This is a genomic window from Achromobacter sp. 1012554356 (assembly GCF_059760815.1).
Window position 1 is genome coordinate 1 of sequence record NZ_JCBANC010000070.1, and the last position, 20,556, is coordinate 20,556.

The 20,556-nt window shown below is 67.7% G+C and carries 18 protein-coding genes; 6 read left to right on the forward strand and 12 right to left on the reverse strand.

What is annotated here, in order from left to right; translation table 11 throughout:
* Positions 1-372 precede the first annotated feature (372 nt).
* Together AC6LJW_RS25760 and AC6LJW_RS25765 are read right to left on the reverse strand one after the other, a co-directional pair.
* The gene (locus tag AC6LJW_RS25760; RefSeq protein WP_498088624.1) at positions 373-1,611 is read right to left on the reverse strand and encodes an MFS transporter; all 1,239 of its coding nucleotides are present in this window, start codon (positions 1,609-1,611) and stop codon (positions 373-375) included.
* Positions 1,608-2,153 carry a GNAT family N-acetyltransferase gene (locus tag AC6LJW_RS25765; RefSeq protein ID WP_427987062.1) on the reverse strand — a complete coding sequence of 182 codons (546 nt, stop codon included), beginning with the start codon at positions 2,151-2,153 and terminating at the stop codon, positions 1,608-1,610. The genes AC6LJW_RS25760 and AC6LJW_RS25765 overlap by 4 nt, the downstream gene beginning before the upstream one ends.
* A gap of 105 nt (positions 2,154-2,258) precedes the next feature.
* Between AC6LJW_RS25765 and AC6LJW_RS25770 the strand changes: the two genes are divergently transcribed.
* The 4 genes from AC6LJW_RS25770 to AC6LJW_RS25785 all read left to right on the forward strand — a co-directional run bounded on the left by AC6LJW_RS25770 (position 2,259) and on the right by AC6LJW_RS25785 (position 6,991).
* Positions 2,259-3,158 carry a LysR family transcriptional regulator gene (locus AC6LJW_RS25770; protein ID WP_200949352.1) on the forward strand — a complete coding sequence of 300 codons (900 nt, stop codon included), beginning with the start codon at positions 2,259-2,261 and terminating at the stop codon, positions 3,156-3,158.
* A complete protein-coding gene (locus AC6LJW_RS25775) occupies positions 3,155-3,967 on the forward strand; it encodes an AraC family transcriptional regulator (protein WP_498088626.1) in 813 nt (270 codons plus the stop codon). Before AC6LJW_RS25770 ends, AC6LJW_RS25775 begins: the two co-directional genes overlap by 4 nt.
* A 117-nt stretch (positions 3,968-4,084) precedes the next feature.
* Positions 4,085-5,953, forward strand: coding sequence for a dihydroxy-acid dehydratase (ilvD, locus tag AC6LJW_RS25780; RefSeq protein ID WP_056559768.1), 1,869 nt, complete (start codon positions 4,085-4,087; stop codon positions 5,951-5,953).
* Between the two features lie 156 nt (positions 5,954-6,109).
* Entirely contained in the window at positions 6,110-6,991 is an 882-nt protein-coding gene (locus tag AC6LJW_RS25785; RefSeq protein ID WP_498088628.1) for a LysR substrate-binding domain-containing protein, read from the forward strand.
* A gap of 172 nt (positions 6,992-7,163) precedes the next feature.
* Here AC6LJW_RS25785 and lpdA read toward each other — a convergent pair whose 3' ends face one another.
* The 10 genes from lpdA to AC6LJW_RS25835 all read right to left on the reverse strand — a co-directional run bounded on the left by lpdA (position 7,164) and on the right by AC6LJW_RS25835 (position 18,423).
* Positions 7,164-8,561 (reverse strand): dihydrolipoyl dehydrogenase, encoded by a 1,398-nt coding sequence (lpdA, locus tag AC6LJW_RS25790; RefSeq protein ID WP_498088630.1) that lies wholly within the window; start codon positions 8,559-8,561, stop codon positions 7,164-7,166.
* A gap of 8 nt (positions 8,562-8,569) precedes the next feature.
* Complete coding sequence (locus tag AC6LJW_RS25795) at positions 8,570-9,811, reverse strand: pyruvate dehydrogenase complex dihydrolipoamide acetyltransferase (protein ID WP_498088632.1); 1,242 nt, start codon at positions 9,809-9,811, stop codon at positions 8,570-8,572.
* A gap of 10 nt (positions 9,812-9,821) precedes the next feature.
* Positions 9,822-10,310 (reverse strand): VOC family protein, encoded by a 489-nt coding sequence (locus AC6LJW_RS25800; RefSeq protein ID WP_498088634.1) that lies wholly within the window; start codon positions 10,308-10,310, stop codon positions 9,822-9,824.
* Positions 10,307-12,490 carry an alpha-ketoacid dehydrogenase subunit alpha/beta gene (locus AC6LJW_RS25805; RefSeq protein ID WP_498088636.1) on the reverse strand — a complete coding sequence of 728 codons (2,184 nt, stop codon included), beginning with the start codon at positions 12,488-12,490 and terminating at the stop codon, positions 10,307-10,309. Before AC6LJW_RS25805 ends, AC6LJW_RS25800 begins: the two co-directional genes overlap by 4 nt.
* 37 nt (positions 12,491-12,527) lie before the next feature.
* Positions 12,528-13,322, reverse strand: coding sequence for an SDR family NAD(P)-dependent oxidoreductase (locus tag AC6LJW_RS25810; protein ID WP_056559755.1), 795 nt, complete (start codon positions 13,320-13,322; stop codon positions 12,528-12,530).
* Between the two features lie 35 nt (positions 13,323-13,357).
* Positions 13,358-14,077, reverse strand: a complete 720-nt coding sequence (locus AC6LJW_RS25815) for an ABC transporter ATP-binding protein (protein ID WP_056559753.1) — start codon at positions 14,075-14,077, stop codon at positions 13,358-13,360.
* The gene (locus AC6LJW_RS25820; protein WP_056559752.1) at positions 14,074-14,826 is read right to left on the reverse strand and encodes an ABC transporter ATP-binding protein; all 753 of its coding nucleotides are present in this window, start codon (positions 14,824-14,826) and stop codon (positions 14,074-14,076) included. Before AC6LJW_RS25820 ends, AC6LJW_RS25815 begins: the two co-directional genes overlap by 4 nt.
* Positions 14,823-16,103: a branched-chain amino acid ABC transporter permease gene (locus AC6LJW_RS25825; protein WP_056559750.1), complete on the reverse strand. Its 1,281-nt coding sequence runs from the start codon at positions 16,101-16,103 to the stop codon at positions 14,823-14,825. The genes AC6LJW_RS25820 and AC6LJW_RS25825 overlap by 4 nt, the downstream gene beginning before the upstream one ends.
* A complete protein-coding gene (locus AC6LJW_RS25830; protein ID WP_056559748.1) occupies positions 16,100-17,041 on the reverse strand; it encodes a branched-chain amino acid ABC transporter permease in 942 nt (313 codons plus the stop codon). Before AC6LJW_RS25830 ends, AC6LJW_RS25825 begins: the two co-directional genes overlap by 4 nt.
* A gap of 146 nt (positions 17,042-17,187) precedes the next feature.
* Positions 17,188-18,423 (reverse strand): branched-chain amino acid ABC transporter substrate-binding protein, encoded by a 1,236-nt coding sequence (locus AC6LJW_RS25835; RefSeq protein WP_056559746.1) that lies wholly within the window; start codon positions 18,421-18,423, stop codon positions 17,188-17,190.
* A 491-nt stretch (positions 18,424-18,914) separates the two neighbouring features.
* Here AC6LJW_RS25835 and AC6LJW_RS25840 point away from each other — a divergent pair, with 491 nt between their 5' ends.
* On the forward strand, positions 18,915-19,652 hold the full coding sequence (locus AC6LJW_RS25840) for an SDR family NAD(P)-dependent oxidoreductase (protein WP_498088639.1): 738 nt from the start codon (positions 18,915-18,917) through the stop codon (positions 19,650-19,652).
* Positions 19,653-19,801: 149 nt separating this feature from the next.
* Positions 19,802-20,548, forward strand: coding sequence for a FadR/GntR family transcriptional regulator (locus tag AC6LJW_RS25845; RefSeq protein WP_056559743.1), 747 nt, complete (start codon positions 19,802-19,804; stop codon positions 20,546-20,548).
* The last annotated feature ends 8 nt before the right edge of the window (positions 20,549-20,556 follow it).

Here is a 20,556-nt window from a genome sequence, read left to right on the forward strand (position 1 = left end):
GCCTTCGGCCTTCCCTTCAGATTCCCTCGGGCGCATCTACACGCCCCGCGCGCCCCAGACCGACGACACGCCGGGCTCTGGTGGTTTCAGCTTGGCGGGCGCTGGGGCGAATCGGGTTCTTGAGGTTCTTGCCTGCGTCCGGGCTGTTTGAAGCATCTTGCGGGGCCCGCCCCACGACGGCCGCGCGGGCGGCCTGGCGGGGCTTACGCGGTGTCTTGCGTTTGGTGATGACGCTTCGCGCGTGGCTGCGGTGTGTTGGGGTGTCTGTCACCGCCCAGAACCACTCGAGGTGTCTGACACCCTACAGAAACGCCCGTCCATCTTGCGCCACCGCCTCCTGGGTGTCTGACACCGTCCCAAGAACGCCAGCGCTCAAACACCATCCCGCGCCGTCGGCACCTCGCCAGTTGTGACGGCCGCCGTCACTGCTGCTTCATTCACCCGCCCGATAAACCTCCATCTCAGCATCACCGCCGCCGCAGCAATGACTGCTGCGAGCGCTGCGGACGCCATCATTGCCGCTTTCGCGCCCTGCCACTCGATGACAAACGCATACGCAACCGGCGCGGCGGCGGTGAGTAAAAAGCTGGGGATCAGCAGCGATCCAACCAGCGCGCCATAGCTGCGAAAGTCGAAGAGCGCCAGCGGCAGCGTGCCGCGGGTGATGGTCATGAGTCCGTTGCAGGCGCCATAGAGCAGGGTGTAGGCGGCGGTGGCGTAGAGGTTGCCGCCGGGGACGAGGGCGAGCAGAAAGCATAGGGGGAGAGCCAGGCCTACCGCCAGGTTGAGCGTCAGGGGATGCAGGCGGGCGCCGACGAGGACGTCGCCCAGTCGGGCAGCGAATTGGCCGATGCCCCATAAGGCGGCGACGGTGACGGCGGCGGCGGTGGTCAGGCCAAGGCCGGTCAGCAGCGAGAAGAGGTGGGCGGCGTTGCCGGCGGCCAGGAAGTTGGTCAGCATCGCGATGGCGGCGTACAGGATGCCAGCAAGTCGGCGTTCGGCGGCGGTGCGGGTGAGGCCCGTGGAGGCCTTGCCGCCGTCGGTGGCGGACGCGGTGTAGCGGCGGCGGGGCAGGGCCAGGTAGAGGGGGACGGTGGCTAGCGCGAGCGCGGCGTAGACCAGGGCGGCGCCGCGCCAGCCCAGCCATTCGGCGAGGAAGTGGCCGATGGGCCACATGACCGTGGACGCCAGGCCGCCGAAGAGGGTGATCTGGGACATGGGGCGGCGCGCGGCGGGGCCGGCGGCGCGGGCCAACGCCGCGAAGGCGGCGTCGTACAGGCACAGGCGCATGCCGACGCCGAGCGCGGCCCAGGCGGCGAAGTAGAGCGCGTGCGAATGGGTGATGGCGAGCAGGGCGCAGCCCAGGGCGGACAGGACGGCGCCAGCGGGCATGACGCGGTGTCCGCCCCAGCGGTCCACCGCGGCGCCGGCGGCGGGCGAGACGAGGGCCATGACGACGATGGCGGCGGAGAAGCCGCCGTAGACCGTGGCGGTGCTCCAGCCCAGGTCGGCTGTCATGGCCGGGCCGAGGGCGCCGATGAGGTAGAAGGTGACGCCCCAGCCGACGAGCTGGGTGAGACCCAGGCAGATGACGGCGCGGGGGCGGATCATGGGCGTTGCGGGGGCGTGGTGTCGCCTTCGCCGAGGCTGCGCTGCATGAGGACGGTGTCGCGCCATTCGCCGTGCTTGTGTCCCACGGACCGTAACGTGCCGACAGGGTGAAAGCCTTGGCTGGCGTGCAGGGCAAGCGAGGCAGCGTTGCGGCTGTCGCCGACCACGGCCAGCATCTGGCGCCAGCCGGCGGCGGTGCAGCGCTCGACCAGTGCGGCGAGCAGCTTGCCGCCGATGCCCAGTCCGGCGCGGCCGGCCTTGACGTAGACGGAGTCTTCGACGGTGTGCCGGTAGGCGGGGCGCGGGCGGTAGGCGGTGACGTAGGCATAGCCGACGACTTCGCCGTTGATCTCGGCGACGAGGTGGGGCATTTCTTTTTCGAGGACGCCGGCGCGGCGTTGGCGCATTTCGGCGATGGAGGGCGGCTCGAGCTCGAAGGACGCGGTGCCGTGCTCCACGTGATGTGCGTAGATGGTCTTGATGGCGGGCAGATCGGCTTCCGCGCTGTCGCGGATGAGGACGGTGGGCGAATGGGGCGACATGGAATGGCCGGGGTGGCTAATCGAAAACGCCAGTGTGAGCCAACGCAAACCATTAATAAAGCTTTGGTCTATTATGATTTTTATAAGCAAAACTTTGGGATGGCCATGCGCGGCTTGAATCTGGACCACTTGCGCACATTCGCGCAGGTCATCGAACTGGGCAGTTTTTCCGCCGCCGCCGAGCGCGGGGGCGTGACGCAGCCCGCGGTCAGCCTGCAGATCCGCCAACTGGAGCGGCGTTTTGGATTGAAGCTGGTGGAGCGCGTCGGGCGGCGCGCGGGACCGACGGCAGCGGGGCGGGAATTGCTGGCCCACATCCGCGTGATCGACGGCGCGGTGGCGCAGGCCGAGCAGGCGATGTCGTCGCACGCATCGCAGGTCTCGGGGCGGATCCGGCTTGGCACGGGCGCCACGGCGTGCACCTATCTGTTGCCGCCGGTGCTGGCGGATCTGCGGCAGCGGTTTCCGGCGCTGGATATCGTGGCCAGCACGGGCAATACGGCGGACATGCTGCGCGGGCTGGAGGCCAATACGTTGGATATCGTGCTGATCACGCTGCCGGCGCCGGGTCGCATGTTCCAGGCGACGCCGGTGATGGAGGACGAGTTCGTGGCGATCTTTCCGTCGCGCGATGCGGCCGCCATTCCCGAGGTGGTGACGCCTCAGTCGCTGGCGCGGCTGCCGCTGGTGCTGTTCGAGCCGGGCGCACGCACGCGGCGGTTGGTGGACGACTGGTTCGAGGCGGCGGGCGTGGCGGCCAAGCCGATCATGGAATTGGGCAGCACGGAGGCGATGAAGGAAATCGTGGGCGCGGGACTCGGCTGCGCGGTATTGCCCCGGCTCGCGGTATCGGGCGCGGGAAGGCGCGAGGCGCTCGAAGTGCGCTCGCTGACGCCGCGCCTGTCGCGCGATCTGGCGATCGTCCTGCGGCGCGACAAACCGCTCAGCCGCGGACTGCGGCATCTGCAGGACGCGCTGCTGGCGTTGGGGGGGCGAACGCCATGACGGCGTCCCGCAAGGCTCCCATGGTGGCCGAACCCGACCTCTATCCCTACGAATCCTCGCGCCGTCCGGTGGCGGGGCTGGCCGTGGACTATCCGGACGGTCACCGCGTCAAACGCCACCGCCATCGGCGCGGGCAACTGGTGTATGCGATGTCGGGCGTGATGGTGGTGGATACGGACGCGGGCATCTGGGTGGTGCCGCCGACGCGCGGCGTCTGGGTGCCGGCGTGGGTGTCGCACGGCATCCGCATGAGCGGCGAACCGCGCATGCGCACCGTTTTTGTCGAGCCGGGCGCTGCAACGCACTTGCCGGCGCAATGCTGCGTGTTGTCCGTGTCGCCCTTGCTGCGCGAGCTGATGGCGGCCGCGGCCGAGGTGCCACTGGACTGGGCGCCGGATACGCGCGATGGGCGGCTGATGCTGCTGCTGCTGCTGGACGAGCTGCGCCAGGAACCCGCGCTGCCGCTGCATCTGCCGCAGCCGTCGGAACCGCGTCTTGCGCGCATCTGCCGCGCCATCGTGCGGAATCCGGAGCGTCAGGACGGGGCTGCGGACTGGGCGCGGGCGTTGAGCGTGGATCCCAAGACGGTGCACCGGCTTTTTGTGCGCCATACGGGCATGACGTTCGGGCGCTGGCGCCAGCAGGCACGGCTCTTGGCGGCGATGGAGCGGCTGGCGCGGGGCGATCGCGTGCTGGATGTGGCGCTGGACCTGGGGTACGAAAGCCCCAGCGCATTTGCGGCCATGTTCCGCAAGGCGCTGGGCGAGTCACCCAGCGCATTCGCGGCGCGGGGCGTGGGGGCCGCCTGACGTTCGCCTGACGGACGCGTGTCCGTTTCAGCACGGTCGCGGGGCGGCCGGGCGCGGAACCAGCGTATTATTTACCGTTTTGCCGCCCACGCTAACAGCTACAGCCTGAGACAGATCATGCCGCACTACCGTTCCCGCACCTCGACCCACGGCCGCAACATGGCCGGCGCCCGCGCCTTGTGGCGCGCCACCGGCATGAAGGATGGCGACTTCGGCAAGCCGATCATCGCCGTGGTGAACTCGTTCACGCAGTTCGTTCCGGGCCACGTGCACCTGCGCGACCTGGGCGCGCTGGTGGCCAAGGAAATCGAAGCCGCCGGCGGCGTCGCCAAGGAATTCAACACCATCGCCGTGGACGACGGCATCGCCATGGGTCACGGCGGCATGCTGTATTCGCTGCCGTCGCGCGAACTCATCGCGGACTCGGTGGAATACATGGTCAACGCGCACTGCGCCGACGCCATGGTCTGCATCTCCAACTGCGACAAGATCACCCCGGGGATGCTGATGGCCGCCATGCGCCTGAACATCCCGGTCGTGTTCGTGTCGGGCGGTCCGATGGAAGCGGGCAAGGTCAAGTCGCCCACCGACGGCACTGTCATCGCCAAGATCGACCTGGTCGACGCCATGATCAAGGCCGCCGACCCCAAGGTGTCGGATGCCGAGGTTGCCGAAATCGAACGTAGCGCCTGCCCGACCTGCGGCTCCTGTTCCGGCATGTTCACGGCCAACTCGATGAACTGCCTGACCGAAGCCATCGGTCTGGCTTTGCCCGGCAACGGCACCATTGTCGCCACGCACGCCTGGCGCAAGGGCCTGTTTGAACAAGCGGGCCGCCTGGTCGTGGACCTGTGCCGCCGCTACTACGTCGAAGACGACGAATCCGTCCTGCCGCGCAGCATCGCCACCAAGAGCGCGTTCCAGAACGCGATGGCGCTGGACGTGGCGATGGGCGGGTCGACCAACACCGTGCTGCACTTGCTGGCTGCGGCGCAGGAAGCCGGTGTGGACTTCACCATGGCCGACATCGACCGCATCTCGCGCAAGGTGCCGTGCCTGTGCAAGGCGGCGCCCGCTACCGACAAGTACCACATCGAAGACGTGCACCGCGCCGGCGGCATCCTGGGCATCCTGGGTGAACTGGCGCGCGCCGACCTGCTGGACCTGTCCTGCGGCAACGTGCATAGCGGCACGCTGGGCAACGCCATCCAGCAATGGGACGTGGCCGGCAGCGCAAGCGAAGAAGCCAAAAAGTTTTATCGCGCAGCCCCCGGTGGCATCCCGACCACGGTCGCCTTCAGCCAGGACGCCACGTTCCTGACGCTGGACACCGACCGCAAGACGGGCTGCATCCGCAGCAAGGAAAGTGCCTATTCCAAGGACGGCGGCCTGGCCGTGCTGTACGGCAACCTCGCTGAAAAGGGTTGCATCGTCAAGACGGCCGGCGTGGACGAGTCCCAGTGGGTCTTCACCGGCCGCGCGCGCGTTTTCGAAAGCCAGGACGACGCCGTGGAAGGCATCCTGGGCGACAAGGTTGTGGCGGGCGACGTGGTGGTGATCCGCTACGAAGGCCCCAAGGGCGGCCCCGGCATGCAAGAGATGCTGTATCCCACGTCCTACCTGAAGTCCAAGGGCCTGGGCAAGACCTGCGCGCTCTTCACCGATGGCCGCTTTTCGGGCGGCTCGTCGGGCCTGGTGATCGGTCACGCCTCGCCGGAAGCGGCCGAAGGCGGCGCGATCGGTCTGGTCGAAGAAGGCGACACGATCGAGATCGACATCCCCAACCGCAAGATGCACCTGGCGGTTTCCGACGACGAACTGGCCCGCCGCCGCGCCGCCATGGACGCGCGCGCCGACGGCTGGGAGCCGGTGGGCCGCGAACGCGTGGTGTCGCAGGCGCTGCAGGCGTATGCGGCGCTGGCCACGTCGGCCGACCGCGGCGCGGTGCGCGACCTGTCGCAGCTCAAGCTGAAGGGCAAGCGCTGATCGGTTGATGGCGGATTGATGAAAAAAGCGGCGCTTTGGGCGCCGTTTTTTTCTTTTGTGCTGAGCGGCCGGCAGTCGCGAACGGTACTCGTTAAGCGCGCGGGTTTCGGTGATCGTGCCGATAAAATTCAGCGACCCCCAACCGGAGCGCAATAAATGTCCCTGAACTCCGAAGCCTTGCGCCTCTTCCTCGGCGTGGTCGACGCCGGCTCCCTCAGCGCCGCCGCCGAAATGCTCGGCCAGACTGCATCCGGCGTCAGCCGGGGCTTGCAGCGGCTGGAGGAAGACTTGGGCGTCACGCTGCTGAACCGGACCACGCGCCGCATGGAGCTGACCGAAGAGGGGCGGCATTTTCTGCCGAAGGCGCGGCAGATCGTGGCGGCGCTCGAAGAGGCCGAGGAGTGCATGCGCATGGTGCATCAGCGGCCTGCGGGGCGTCTGCGCGTTGACGCGTCGGTGCCGGTGATGCTGCATTGCGTGGTGCCTCACGTCGCCGAGTTTCGGCGCGCGTATCCGGAGATCTCGCTGGAACTCACCAGCAACGACCGCATCGTGGACCTGATGGAGCATCGCACCGACGTTGCGCTGCGCATGGGGCCGCTGACCGATTCCACGCTGCACGCGCGCGCGCTGCGGCCGTCGCCGCGCTGGATGATGGCCATCCCCGATTACATCGCGCGGCGTGGCGCGCCGCGCACCGTGGAGGATCTGGCGGATCACGAATTGCTGGGTTTCACGCAACCGGAAAGCCTGAACCTGTGGCCGTTGCGCCATGCCGGCGGTTCCAGCTTTCAGGCGACGCCGACGCTTGCAACGTCCAGCGGCGAAACGCAGCGGCAACTGGCGCTGCGCGGCGTCGGCATCGCGTGCCTGTCGGACTTCGTCGTGCGCGAGGATATCGAGGCCGGGCGGCTGGTGAAGGTGCTGGAAAGCGAATACACCGATCACCTGCAGCCGATGCACGCGGTGTATCACCGCAATACGCAGCTGTCGCGGCGCATCGCGTGCTTCCTGGATTTTTACGCGGGTCGGATTTGATGCGCGCAGGTGTCTGACACCCTGCGGACGTGATCTCGGCATGTCGCTTGCCTCACGAGGGTGTCAGACACCGTCATTGAGCACCGATTCGGCTCAGGTGTCTGACACCCTGGGGAGATGCTCGTCAGGATGGCGCGGTGGCGCTAGGGTGTCTGACACCTGTGGACAACCGCTACGCGTGCAGCGCTCGTCCGAACGCCGCCAGCACCGATTCGTGCAGCGTTTCCGACAGCGTCGGGTGGGCGAACACGGTGTGCATCAGGTCTTCTTCGGTCGCTTCCAACGATGCCGCCACGCCATAGCCGGTGATCAGCTCGGACGCCTCGGGGTGGATGATGTGCGCGCCCAGCAGTTCGCCTGACTTGGCGTCGAACACCGTCTTGACCAGGCCCTGGTCCTCGCCCATGGCGATCGCCTTGCCGTTGCCGGCGAAGGTGAATTTTCCAACTCGGATTTCGCCGCCCGTCTTGCTGGCGTGTTCGCGCGCGCGGGCTTCGGTCATGCCGATGCTGGCGACCTGCGGGTAGGAATACGTGCAGGCGGGAATGCGCAGCGGATCGATGGCGTGCACGGGCAGGCCGGCGATGGCCTCGACGCACAGCACGGCTTCGTGGCTGGCCTTGTGGGCAAGCCATGGGGCGCCGGCCACGTCGCCGATCGCGTAGACGCCGGGCTCGCCGGTGCGGCACAGGTCGTCGGTGACGATGTGCGTCTTTTCGACCTTGACGCGCGTCTGCTCCAGTCCCAGGTTCTCGACGTTGCCGACGATGCCCGCGGCGACGATGACGCGGTCGAAGGTCTGTTCGAGCTTCTTGCCTTCGTGCTCCAGCGTGACCTTGACGCCGCCGGCCGTGGTCGACGAGGCCGTCACCGCGCAACGGGTCAGCACGCGGATGCCTTGCTTCTCAAAGGTCTTGCGCGCCAGTTGGGAGATCTCGGCGTCTTCCTGCGGCAGGATCTCCGGCGTCATGTCGATCAGCGTGACCTCGGCCCCGACCGCGCGATAGAAGCTGGCGAACTCGGCGCCGATGGCGCCCGCGCCCACGACCAGCAGCGACTTCGGGATCTCGGTCGGGACCAGCGCCTGCCGGTACGCCCAGATCCGTTCGCCCGCAGGCAACGCCGGCAGGTCGCGGGCGCGCGCGCCGGTGGCCAGGATGATGTGCTTGGCCGACAGCGTGGCGCCGTTGTCCAGCGCCAGTTTGCCGGACCCGGCAAGCCTGGCGCTGGCGGCGAACACCGTCACGCCATTCTTTTTCATCAGATGCGTCACGCCCTGGCCCAACCGGCCGGCGACTTTACGCGACCGGGCGACCATGGCGGCCAGATCGGGACGCGCCTCGCCCGCACCCGTCACGCCATAGTGCGCGGCCTCGCGGCAGGCGCGCAGCACGGTGGCGCTGTGCAGCAGGGCCTTCGTGGGAATGCAGCCCCAGTTCAGGCAGATGCCGCCCAGTTCGGCGCGCTCGACCAGCGCGACCGACATGCCCAACTGCGCGGCGCGGATCGCGGCCACGTAGCCGCCCGGGCCGCCGCCCACCACCACCAGATCAAAACTCGTCTTCGTCATGGCGGGGCTCACAGCAGGATGCGCACGGGGTTTTCGATCAGCGCGCGGAACGCGGCCAGCCAGCGTGCGCCGACCGCACCGTCCACCACGCGATGGTCGGCCGACAGTGTCACCGTCATGACGGTGGCGGCAACCAGCTGCCCGTCGGCGTCGACCACCGGCCGGCGTTCGGCTGCGCCAACGGCCAGGATCGCGGCCTGCGGCGGGTTGATGATGGCGGCAAACTGGCTGACGCCGTACATCCCCAGATTGCTGACCGTCAGCGAGCCGCCGGTGAACTCTTCGGGCTTCAGGCGGTTGACCTTGGCGCGTTTGGCCAGCTCGACGATCTCTGCCCCGATGACGGACAGGGACTTCACGTCGGCGTCACGCACGATGGGGGTGACCAGGCCGCCGTCGGTGGCCACCGCCACGGAGATATCGGCGCCGGCATGGTATTCGATGTCGTCGTCGTGCCAGGACGCGTTGACCTCGGGCACCTCGCGCAGCGCCAGCGCGGCGGCGCGCACGATGAAGTCGTTGACCGACAGCTTGACCGCGCCGCCGTGGTTGGCCTGCGCGCGCAGGGCCAGCAGCGCGTCCATGCGGCAGTCGACCGTCAGGTAGAAGTGCGGCACGTGCTGCTTGCTTTCGGTGAGGCGGCGCGCGATGGCGCGGCGCATGCCGGTGTGCGGCACGCGGCGTGCGGCTGGCCGGCCAGCAAGCGGCGCGGCGGCGGGTGCTGCGGCCGGCGCACGGTCGCGCGCGGCTTCAACATCGCGCCGCACGATGCGGCCATGCGGGCCGGTGCCGGTGACGCCCAGCAGGTCGACATGCCATTGCGCGGCAAGACGCCGGGCGACGGGGCTGGCGAAGAGCCGGCCGCCGGGGACGGCTGCGGTCGAGGATGCGGCGTGCGCGGCCGAGGCACCCGTTGCCCCGCCAGCAGCGGATCCAACAGACGGCGCAGCAGCCGCCTTCGCACCACCGTGCTCAGCCAGCGCACGATCAATCGCCGCCGCGTCCTCGCCGTCCGCGACCAGCACGCCGATCACGGTATTGATCGGCACCGACGCCGGCCCGGCCTGGACCACGATGCGGCCCAGCACGCCGGCCTGTTCGGCGTTGATCTCGACGATGGCCTTTTCGGTTTCGACTTCCGCCAGCGCGTCGCCCACGGCAACGCGGTCGCCTTCCTGCTTGAGCCACTGGTGCAGGATGCCGCCCGAGGCGTCGGCGGCTACAGAAGGGAGCTTGATGAGGTATGCCACGGTGTTCTTCCTATTCAGCGGCGCCGGCCAGGTCGGGCCGGTACGCGGCGGGGTCGTCGTATTCGACGAGTTCGAGCACATTGCCTTCGGGGTCGCGGAAGAAGGCGAGCCACGTGCCGGGCCGCACTTCCATGGGCGCGGGCGCGCTGTCGAAGACGACGCCCTTCGATTGCAGATCGCGCACCACGCCGCGCAGGTCGCGCACGATGAAGGTGAGGTAAGCGGCGCCCTGGCGGTCCAGAATCGCCGCGCCGCGCACCGCAGGCTCGGGCGCCACGACCGGTTGCAGCAGCTTGATGCGCTCGCCGTACGGCGTCTGCAGGCGCGCGACGTCATAGCCGTGCGCCGTGAGGCCCGTTGCCCGCGCCTTGTCGGCGGGCACCGTCACGCGGTTCACCAGCGTCAATCCCATGACGCTGGTGTAGAACGCGGCCAGCGCATCCAGGTCCGCGCAGCAGATGCCGACTTCCATCGGCACGGTCATGTGCAGGGCGCTCATGAGGGTTCCCCCAGATCGGCCAGCACGTCGGCCAGGCCCGACATCACCTCGTCGGTGTCGGCGAACGCCGCGCGTTCCAGCACCTTCGAGATGCTGGGCGAGGCCTCGCCGCCCGTGACGCGCTTGACCGGCTGGTCGAGCCAGTCGAAGTAGCGGCGCTGGATCTCGTCGGCCAGCATGGCGCCGTAGGACGTGCCGCGCGCGCCTTGCTCCACGATCAGCACGTTGTTGGTCTTCTGGATGCTGGCGCCGATGGTGTCCCAGTCCAGACTGGCGCGATCCAGCGTGCGCAGGTCGATGACTTCGGCGTCCACGCCTGCCTGTTCGGCGGCCGCCAGCGCGCGGCTGACCATGGACAGGTACGTCAGGATGGTGACCTTGCTGCCTTCACGGCGCACGCGGGCCTTGCCGAAGGGAATGGCGTAGTCCAGATCGCCATCGGGCACGTCGCCCGACGACGCATACAGATCCACGTGCTCGATGACCAGCACCGGATCCTTGGACGCCAGCGCCGTGTTCATCAGGCCCACGTAATCGTGCGGCGTGGACGGCGCAACGATGCGCCAGCCGGGCGCCGTGGCAAAGATGCCGGCCGGGTCCATCGAATGCTGCGAGCCGTAGCCCGTGCCCATCGCGACCTTGGTGCGCAGCACGAACGGCACGTCGATGTCGCCGCCGAACATGTGGCGCGCCTTGCCGATCTGGTTGAAGATCTGGTCGGCCGCGACCCACATGAAGTCCGGGTACATGAATTCCACGACGGGCTTGTAGCGGCCGTCCATCGCCAGCCCGCCGCCCAGTCCTGCAAAGGCGTTTTCGGAAATGGGCGTGCCCAGCACGCGGTCCGGATACTTGTCCTTCAGGCCGCGCGTGGCGCCGTTGGTGCCGCCCTTCAGGCGGTGCACGTCTTCGCCCAGCACCACGACGCCGGGGTCAGTTTCCATGCGGCGGTCCAGCACGTCGGCCACCGCATCGACGAACTTGCGCGTCACCTTGGCGCCGGGGTGGTCCGCGGCTTCCTGGTAGCGCAGGCCGGTCAGTTCTGAACCGTCGCTGCGCAGGCCCACGTCGCGGAAATCCGGGCTGGGCCACAGGTCGGCGCGCACGCGGCGCTTGCCGCCGTCGGCGGCTTCCGTCAGGCGGCCGGACACGTCCTTCATCACGTCCTTGCAGCGCTGGCGCAGGGCATCCACCTCGGCCTGCGTGACGAGCTTGCGGGCAATCATTTCCGAGGCGATGCGGTCCAGCGGATCGCGCTGGCGCCACTGCGCCTCTTCGTCCTTGGTGCGGTAGCCGAAGGCGCTGCCGGGGAACGGGCCGTTCTGGTGGAAGAAGCGGTAGACGTCCACCTCGACGATGGTCGGACCCTTACCGGCGCGCATGTGCGCCACCGCTTCCGACATGGCCAGGTACACGGCCAGCGGATCCATGCCATCGACTTTCCAGGACGGAATGTTGAAGGCCAGGCCGCGCGCGGACAGGCGCGGCTCGGCGGTGGATTCTTCCACGGTCGTGGACACGGCGTAGCGGTTGTTCTCGATGAAGAAGCACAGCGGCGTCTTCCATGCGGCGGTCAGGTTCATCGTTTCCAGCACGGAGCCGATGTTGACCGCGCCGTCGCCGAAGTACGTCACGGCCACGCGGTCCGTGCCCGCGTGTTTGTGCGCCCAGCCCGCGCCGGCGGCCAGCGGCACGCCGCCGCCGACGATCGCGTTGGTGCCCAATGCGCCGGCTTCCAGCCATCGCAAATGCATGCTGCCGCCGCGGCCGCGGCAATAGCCGTTGGCCAGGCCCATGATCTCGGCCAGCGTCTTGTGCAGGACTTCGTCGATGGCGGGCGTCAGCGGGTTGCGCGGATCCAGCCCGAGGGGCGCGACGTGTTGCAGCGCCTTCGCCAGAAACTGGTGGTGGCCCCGATGCGAGCCGTTGATCTGGTCGCCGGCGCCCAGCGCCAGCACCGAGCCGACGGCGCCGCCTTCCTGGCCCACGGACGAGTGCGCGGGGCCGTGCACCAGGCCTTCGGCGGCCAGTTCCAGCACGGCTTCCTCGAAAGCGCGGATCCAGTGCAGTTGGGTCAGCATCGTGCCGAGCAGCGCGGGGTCAGCCTGCTGCCAGTCCGAGGCGTCGGCCGTCAGTTGCCGCCAGGGCGCCTGGGGCTCAAGCGGTTGGTAGGTGGCCATGAATGAATCTCCAGAATGTTTTTGAGCGTCGGGGCAATCAGAGGTAGCTGTAGCGGCTCCAGCCGCCGTCGGCCACCAAGGTGTGTCCGGTGATGTAAGCGGCCTGGCGCGAGGCCAGGAAGACCGCCAGGTCGGCCATTTCGGCCGGCTGCGCCATGCGGCGTAGCGGCGTGCGTTGCTTGAGGCGTTCGGGATCCAGCCGGCCGCGTGCCGCCAGGTCGCGCACCAGGTCGGTCTCGACGTAGCCCGGGGCCAGCGCGTTGACGCGCACGCCCGCGGGGCCCCATTCCACGGCCAGCGTCTCGGTCAGCAGCACCACCGCGCCTTTCGTTGCGCAGTAGGCCGCGCGGTCGGGCGCCGCCACCACGCCGTACATGGAGGCCAGGTTGATGATGCTGCCGGACCCTGCCGGCACCATGCGCCGGCCCGCGGCCTGCGCGCACAGGAAGACGCCCGTCAGGTTGATATCCACGGCGCGGCGCCATTCGTCCACGGTGACCTCCAGCGTGGGCTTGTTGGCCGAGATGCCGGCGTTGTTGACCAGCACGTCGATGCCGCCCCAGGTCTCTGCTACCTGCGCGAAGGCGCGCTCGACCGCGTCGGCGTCGGTGACGGACGCCTGCACGGCCATGGCCTGCGCGCCGGTTCCCGTGGCCGCCAGACTTGCAACAGCCGCCTCCAGCGCGGCGGCGTCCATGTCCAGCAGCGCGACGCGAGCGCCCTGGCGGGCAAAGGCCAGCGCCGTGCTGTAGCCGATGCCCTTCGCACCGCCGGTGATGACGACCGCCTGGCCGCGCAGCTCCGGATGGATGACTTCAGTGGTGTTGTCCACGATGTGTGCCTGTAATGGATGAGTATGTAGGCGGGCTAGACCGCCAGCCATTCCTGGACGACGTCCTGCCGCTCATGGAGCTGCGCGGGCGGTCCTTCGAACACAATGCGCCCGTGGCCCATCACGCTCACGCGCGTGGACACCTTCAGCGCAATCGTCAGCTTCTGTTCCACCAGCACCACCGACACGCCCTGCTTGTGGATATCCCGGATGACGTCGGCGATCACTTCGACGATCTTGGGCGCCAGGCCTTCGGTGGGCTCGTCGATCAGGATGACCTTGGGATTGCCCAGCAGGGAGCGGCACATGGTCAGCATCTGCTGCTCGCCGCCCGACAGGTTGCCCGCCTTCGTGCTGCTGCGTTCCTTCAGGCGCGGGAAGTAGTCGAACATCTGCGCCACGGTCCAGTACGGCGCATCGTCGCGCCGGGGCTGCTCGCCCATGCGCAGGTTCTCGTCCACCGTCAGGTTGGCGAAGACCTCGCGCTCCTCGGGCACGAAGGCCAGGCCGGCGCGTGCAATCTCGAAGGGACGCTTGTTGGTGATGTCGCGGCCTTCGATGGCGATGCGGCCGCCGGTCACGTCCACCAGGCCCATGATGCTTTTCATGGTGGTGGAGCGGCCGGCGCCGTTGCGGCCCAGCAGACTGACCACTTCGCCGCGCCCGATCGACAGGTCGATGCCGTGCAGGATGTGGCTCTTGCCGTAGTGGGCATGCACGCCCTGCAGGGACAAGAGGGGGGATTGCGTCGTCATACCGTTTCCTCTCCCAGGTAGGCCTCGCGCACGCGGGCGTCGCCGCGGATCGCGGCGGGCGTGCCAGTGGCCAGGATCTCGCCATAGACCAGCACGCTGATGCGATCGGCCAGCGAGAACACCACCTGCATGTCGTGCTCGACGATCAGCAGGGTGCAGTCGCGCGTCACGTCCTTGATGAGTTCAACCGTGTAATCGACCTCGTGTTGCGACATGCCGGCCATGGGTTCATCCAGCAAAATCACCTTCGGGCGCGACGCCAGCGTCATGCCGATTTCCAGCGAGCGCTGCTCGGAGTAGTTCAGGTCGCCGGCTGCGGTGTCCTGCTTGGCCGTCAGCCGCACTTTTTCCAGCAGACGATCCACGTCTTCGTTGACGGCGCGGTTGCGCGCGATGGGCCGCCAGAAGTTGTAGACCAGCCCATGCATGCGCAGCACCGCCAGCCGCAGGTTCTCGCGCACCGACAGGCGCGGGAACACGTTGGTGATCTGGAACGAGCGCGCCAGACCGAGCCGGTTGATGGCCTCGGGCGCCAGGCCGCCGATGGATCGCGAGCGCAGGCTGATGTCGCCCGACGTGGGCGCGAACGAGCCCGACATCAGGTGAAACAGCGTGGACTTGCCCGCGCCGTTGGGACCGATGACGGCGTGGCGTTCGCCGGCTTCGATCGCCAGGTTCACGCCGCGGATGATCTGCGCTTCACCAAAGGATTTGCGCACGTCGGTCAGGGTCAGGATGTCGTGGCTCATTTGGCGGGCTCCAACAGGGGGGCGGCTTCGCCGGCATCGCGCCACAGGGCCAGCGCCCAGCGGCAGGCGGCAAGGCCAACGGCAAACAGCGCCAACGGCACCAGCCAGGTGGAAACGGCGAGCGGCGCCCACTCCTGGCCGAACAGCGGGATGGCGGGCCAGCCGGCCTCGGGGTTCATGGCGAGCAGGGCGCGGTAGTCTCGCGCGAACATGCGTTGCAAGAGTTCCACCGTGAACACGGTGGCGCCGGTCAGCAGCAGACCGCCGGCCACCGACACCGCGGCGCGCGGCAGCCAGTTGGCCAGGCCACGCTCGCGCAGCGACTTGGCCGCGCGCTGCACCAGTCCGACCAGACCGTCCGGCACGAACAGCATCACCAGCACGAAGAGCACGCCCTGGTACAGCAGCCACGACCGCGTGATGTCAGCCAGCGTCTGCGACAGGAACGTCAGGATGGACGCGCCCAGCACCGGCCCGAGGAACGCATTGACGCCACCGATGTAGGCGAACAGCACCGCGTCGGTGGACAGCTTGACCTCGAACAGCACGTAGTTGCCGGCCTCGATATTCAGCGCCTGCAGGCCGCCCGCGATGCCGGCAAACATCGCCGACAGCGCGAACACCATCGTCTTGAGCGCGTGCGGGCGGTAGCCCAGGTAGCGCAGGCGGTTGGCGTTCTCGCGCAGGCCCAGCGTCAGTCGGCCCAGCGGCGTGCGCGTCAGGCCATAAAGCGCGGCCAGCGACACCAGCACCCACGCCAGCACCAGGTAGTACACCTCGATGTCGGAGCCGAAGGTAAAGCCCCATGCCGGCATGCGCATCGCGGACACGCCTGCCTCGCCGCCGAAGACGCTCTTCAGGTGCGGCGCCAGCGCGTGCAGCAGTTCGGCCAGCGCCAGCGTGATCATCGAAAAGTACACGCCCGATCGCATGGTGGCGAACCAGCCGGCGACCAGGCCGAACAGCAGCCCGGCCACGCCGCCCACCAGCGGCATCAGGGGCGTGGGCAGCAGGCCCGCGCCGCCCAGCGCATTCATCGCGTGGATGGTGGCAAAGGTGCCGACGCCGAAGTACGCGGCGTGGCCAAAGGACAGCATGCCGCCCTGGCCGGCCAGCAAATTGAAGGCGCACGCAAACAACGCGGCGATCAGCATTTGCACGGCCGCCACGAGCTGGCCGGCAGGCAGCAGCCAGGGCAGCGCGCACAGCGCGGCAACACACAGAATCAACAGCAGCGCGCCCGTGGCGCGGCCGGCGGAAGTCGCGGTATGGCTCATGCCTGCTCTCCCTTCAGGCCCGACGGCTTGACCAGCAGCACCACCAGCATCAGCAGAAAGGGCAGCGTTGCGGCCAGGCTGGATATCTTCACGGTCATCAGGCCACCCACGCTTTCGGCCCAGTCACGCGCGCCGAACAGGCCGAACAGCGTGGCCAGGCTGGCGTCGATGCCGACCGAGAACGAGCTGATCAGACCGATCAAGAGCGACGCGATCATTGCGCCTTCCAGCGAACCCAGTCCGCCGACCACGACCACCACGAACACCAGCACGCCCAGCTCCAGCGCCATGTTCGGGTTGGTGGTGTAGAACGCGCCCGCCACCGCGCCGGCAAGGCCCGCCATCGCGGCGCCCACGCCAAACACGCTCATGAAGACGAGCGGCACGTTGTGGCCCAGCGCCTCGGCCATGCGCGGGCGATAGATGGCCGAGCGCACCACGATGCCCACGCGGGTGCGCGACAGCAGCAGGTAGATCACTGCGAACATCGCGATCGACACCCCGCCCATCAGCAGTCGGTAGAACGGATAGTCCGCGTCGAACACGCGGAACGCCGCGAAGTTCAGGAACTGCGGCACGCGGTAGTCGACGGGAAAGTCGCCGTAAAAGAGCTTGACCAACTCCGCGACGATGAACGCCAGCCCGAAGGTCACCAGCAGCTCCTGCGCGTGGCCGAACTTGTGCACGCGGCGCAGGAAAAAGCGTTCGACGCCCATGCCCAGCACGCCCGAAATGATCGTGGCCAGCACGAGGGCCGCCCAGAAGCCCGTGACGGGCGTAAGCGTATAGGCGGCGTAGGCGCCAATCATGTAGAACGAGGCGTGCGCAAAGTTCAGCACGCCCATCATTCCGAAAATCAGTGTCAGGCCTGCCGACACCATGAATAGCAGCAGGCCGTAGATCACGCCGTTCAACAGCGAGACGGTAAAGTATTCCATGTCCGCTCCAGGATTCTTGCGCGGGACGCCGGGCGTCCCGCGAGCGATTGCGCACGTTGTTCTTTTCCGGCCCGCGCCGGGAGTGCGCTTGTCATGTGCCGGCGGCGGCGCGCGCGCTTTTCAGCGCACAGGCCGCCGTGCCGGCATCACTTCGGACGTTGCATCTTGCAGGTTGCCTGCACCGGCGCGGACACGTCCGCCGCGGCCAGGACCTTCACGGGTTCAAATCCCATGTCGGTGCCGTCGGCCTTGTACTTGGCGTTCTTGCCGACCTTGGACACGACCATCGGCAGTTGCACCTGGTGGTCTTCGGCGCGCATCGTGTAATCGCCCAACGCCGACTTGTAAGTCACCTGCTCCAGCGCCACGGCCAGTTCGGGCACCGACAGCTTGCCGTCCTTGGGCTTGACCTGCTTCAGGGCTTCGCCCAGGAAGCGCACGCCGATCACGGTCTGCGGCTCGGTGTAGCTGGGGTAGTGGCCGGTCTTGGACTTGTAGTCCTCGGCGAACTTCGCGCCTTCCTCGCCCGCCGCCTCGATGTTGTACGGATGCGCGATGTAATGGCCCATCGCGACCTCGCCGGCGTTGGCCAGGTTGCCCACCTGATCCAGGAACACCGTGGCAAAGCGCACCTTCAGGCCGGCGGCCTGCGTGGCCTTCATGAGCAGCAGCAGGTCGTTGGACCAGTTGCCGGTGATCACCGTGTCCGGCGTGGCCGAACGGATGCGCGCCACGTACGGCGCGAAGTCCTGGATCTTGTTGACCTCGTGCAGCGTCTTGCCCACCACCTCGTAGCCGTAGTCCTTGGCAAAGCGCTCGGTCGCGCCTTCCATGTCCTGGCCCCAGGAGTAGTTTTGATTGATGGCGTACACGCGCTTGCCCAGCGTGCCGTCGGCCGACATCACCGAGGCTAGCGCCTTCACGCGCAGGTCGGCGTTGGTGGTGAAGCGGAAGTGATAGAAATGGCACTTCTGGCCGGTCAGCTCCAGCGCCTCGCCGCCCACGTTCAGGAAGACGATTTCCTTGCCGGGGTTGCGCAGGTTGTGCTTGCGCACGTCTTCCGTCAGTTGGCCCGAAATCGCCGACGACGACCCTTGCACCAGCACTTGCACGCCCTCGGCGGCAGCGGCGCGGAAGCGGTCCGAGGCGCCCACTGGGCCGCCCTGGTTGTCGAACTCCACCAGTTCCAGCGGCTGGCCGTTCCAGCCGCCGGCGGCGTTGATGCGGTCCAGCTCGTATTTGACGGCGGCGCGGAACATCAGGCCGGTAGAGGCCTGCGGGCCCGACAGCGTTTCGATCAGGCCGATCTTGACGGGTGCGGCGTGGGCGGTGGCGGCGAGTCCGGCCAGGCACAGCAGACCGGTGGTGAAAGCCAATTTCATGCGTGTCTCCTCCGTGGAACGGGAGTGTGGTGATTGCGTGGGTCAGGCAGGCGCGCACGCCGCATCGCCGGCGCGCCGCAAGGGCGCAACAGCGATGGAGAGCGAAGACGGGGGGATGGCGGCGGCCACGGACGCGCGAGGCGCCGGGGCGAAACGCCAGCCGGGCAGGGCATGAAGCCGCCGGGGCGTCTGAAGGTGCGCCATCGGACGTGCCGAGGGCGCGGATGCGGTCATGCTGCCGGTGAAGTTCACCTGGTTGTCCCCTGCCTGTTTATGCGGCGTGTCGCCGTGTTTTTCTGACTGACTTGCCTGAAAGCGTCAGTTGATTTACGCTTTCCGTACAAGTTGTCAGGCAACTTTATCAAGTTGTCCGATAAATCATAGGCCAGGCGTTTTTCTCGTGTCAAGCAACGGATTCAGCAGTTCAATCAGAATTCGCACCGTTGCCGCGACAGCGCCGCGGACCGCTAAAAACAGCGTCAGGAGACAGAATGATTTCGTTTGAGGGGCAGGTTGCCGCCATCACCGGCGCGGGCAACGGCATCGGGCTGGCCACGGCGCGCCTCATGGCCGCGCACGGCGCGCGGCTGGTGCTGACCGACATCGACAACGCACGGCTGGAGGAGGTGGCGGCAGAACTCGATCCCAGCGGGCAGCGCGTCTACACGCATGCGCTGGACGTGTCGGTGTCGCACGATTGCGAACGGGTGTTCGAGGCGGCTGCCAGACATTTCGGTGGACTGGATCATCTGGTCCATTGCGCCGGCATCTATCCCGAACAGCTCGTCAAGGACACCAGCGACGAGTCCTGGCGCACGCTGATGCGCGTCAACCTGGACGGCACGTTCTACGTGTGCCGCGCTGCCCAGCGCCATCTGCGCCACGACGGTTCGATCGTCCTTCTGACGTCGCTGGCCGCGCAGCGCGGCAGCTATGCGCACGCCGCCTATGCGGCGTCCAAGGGCGCGGTCCAAAGCTTCACCCGCAGCCTGGCATTGGAACTGGCTCCGCAGATCCGCGTGAACGCGGTGGCGCCCGGCATCATCGCCACGTCCATGACGCACGACCTGATCGGGCAGAAGGGCGCGCAATTGCTGGAGAGCACGCCGCTGCGCCGCTTCGGTACCGCCGAGGAGATCGCGGGGACCATCGCGTTCCTGTGCTCGCCGCTGGCGTCATTTGTGACGGGCGAGGTCATGCAGGTCAATGGCGGGATCTATATCGCTTAAAGTGCAAGAACGCGGCGCGCCGGGAAAAACCGGCAAATCTATAATTCCCCGGACGCTGCCGCATCGCAATCTGTCAGGACCCCCACGCGAGACATTCCTATAAACATGGCCGCCGCGTCCGCGCGCCGCCCTCACGTTTGAAGATCCCCATGCAGCCCAGTCAAGAACCCGATTCGAGGCGCGCCGCGCCTCGCAGTTCGCTATCCGCGGCGGTGGCGGATGCCCTGGCCGACCAGATACGCCAAGGCGTGCTGGCCCCGGGCGATCGCCTGCCCACCGAAAAGCAGCTCACTGAGCTCCATTCCGTCAGCCGCGCGGTCGTGCGCGAAGCCTTGGCCCGACTGAAATCCGAAGGCCTGGTCACGTCGCAGCAAGGTAGCGGCGTGTTCGTCGACCCGAACTTCCAGAAGAACGCCTTTCGCATCGCCGCGCCCACGCCGGGCGACAACCAGGACCTGGAACACATCCTGGAGCTGATGCTGTCCATCGAGGTCACGGCGGCGCGCTATGCGGCGCAGCGTCGCACCGATCCCGACTTAAAGAAGATTCGGCAGGCGCTGGTGGGCATGGAGTACGCGCTCATCAACGACAAGCTGGGCGACGAGGAAGACTACCAATTCCACCAGGCCATCGTGCAGGCCACGCACAACCCGCATCTGGTGGCGCTGAACGATTATCTGGAAGCCAACGTGCGGCGCGTCATCCGCAGCGCGCGTCACAACACGGCGCGCCGGTATGCCGAGCGCATGGCCGCGGTGCAAAGCGAGCATCAAGCCATCTTTGCGGCCATTGAAGCCGGCGACCCGGATGCTGCGGGCCGCGCGGCGGAGCAGCACCTGCGCAACGCGGCCGACCGGCTGCGGTTGTTCCAGGCGGAGCGCCCCGCGCCCGTGTGAACGCGGGG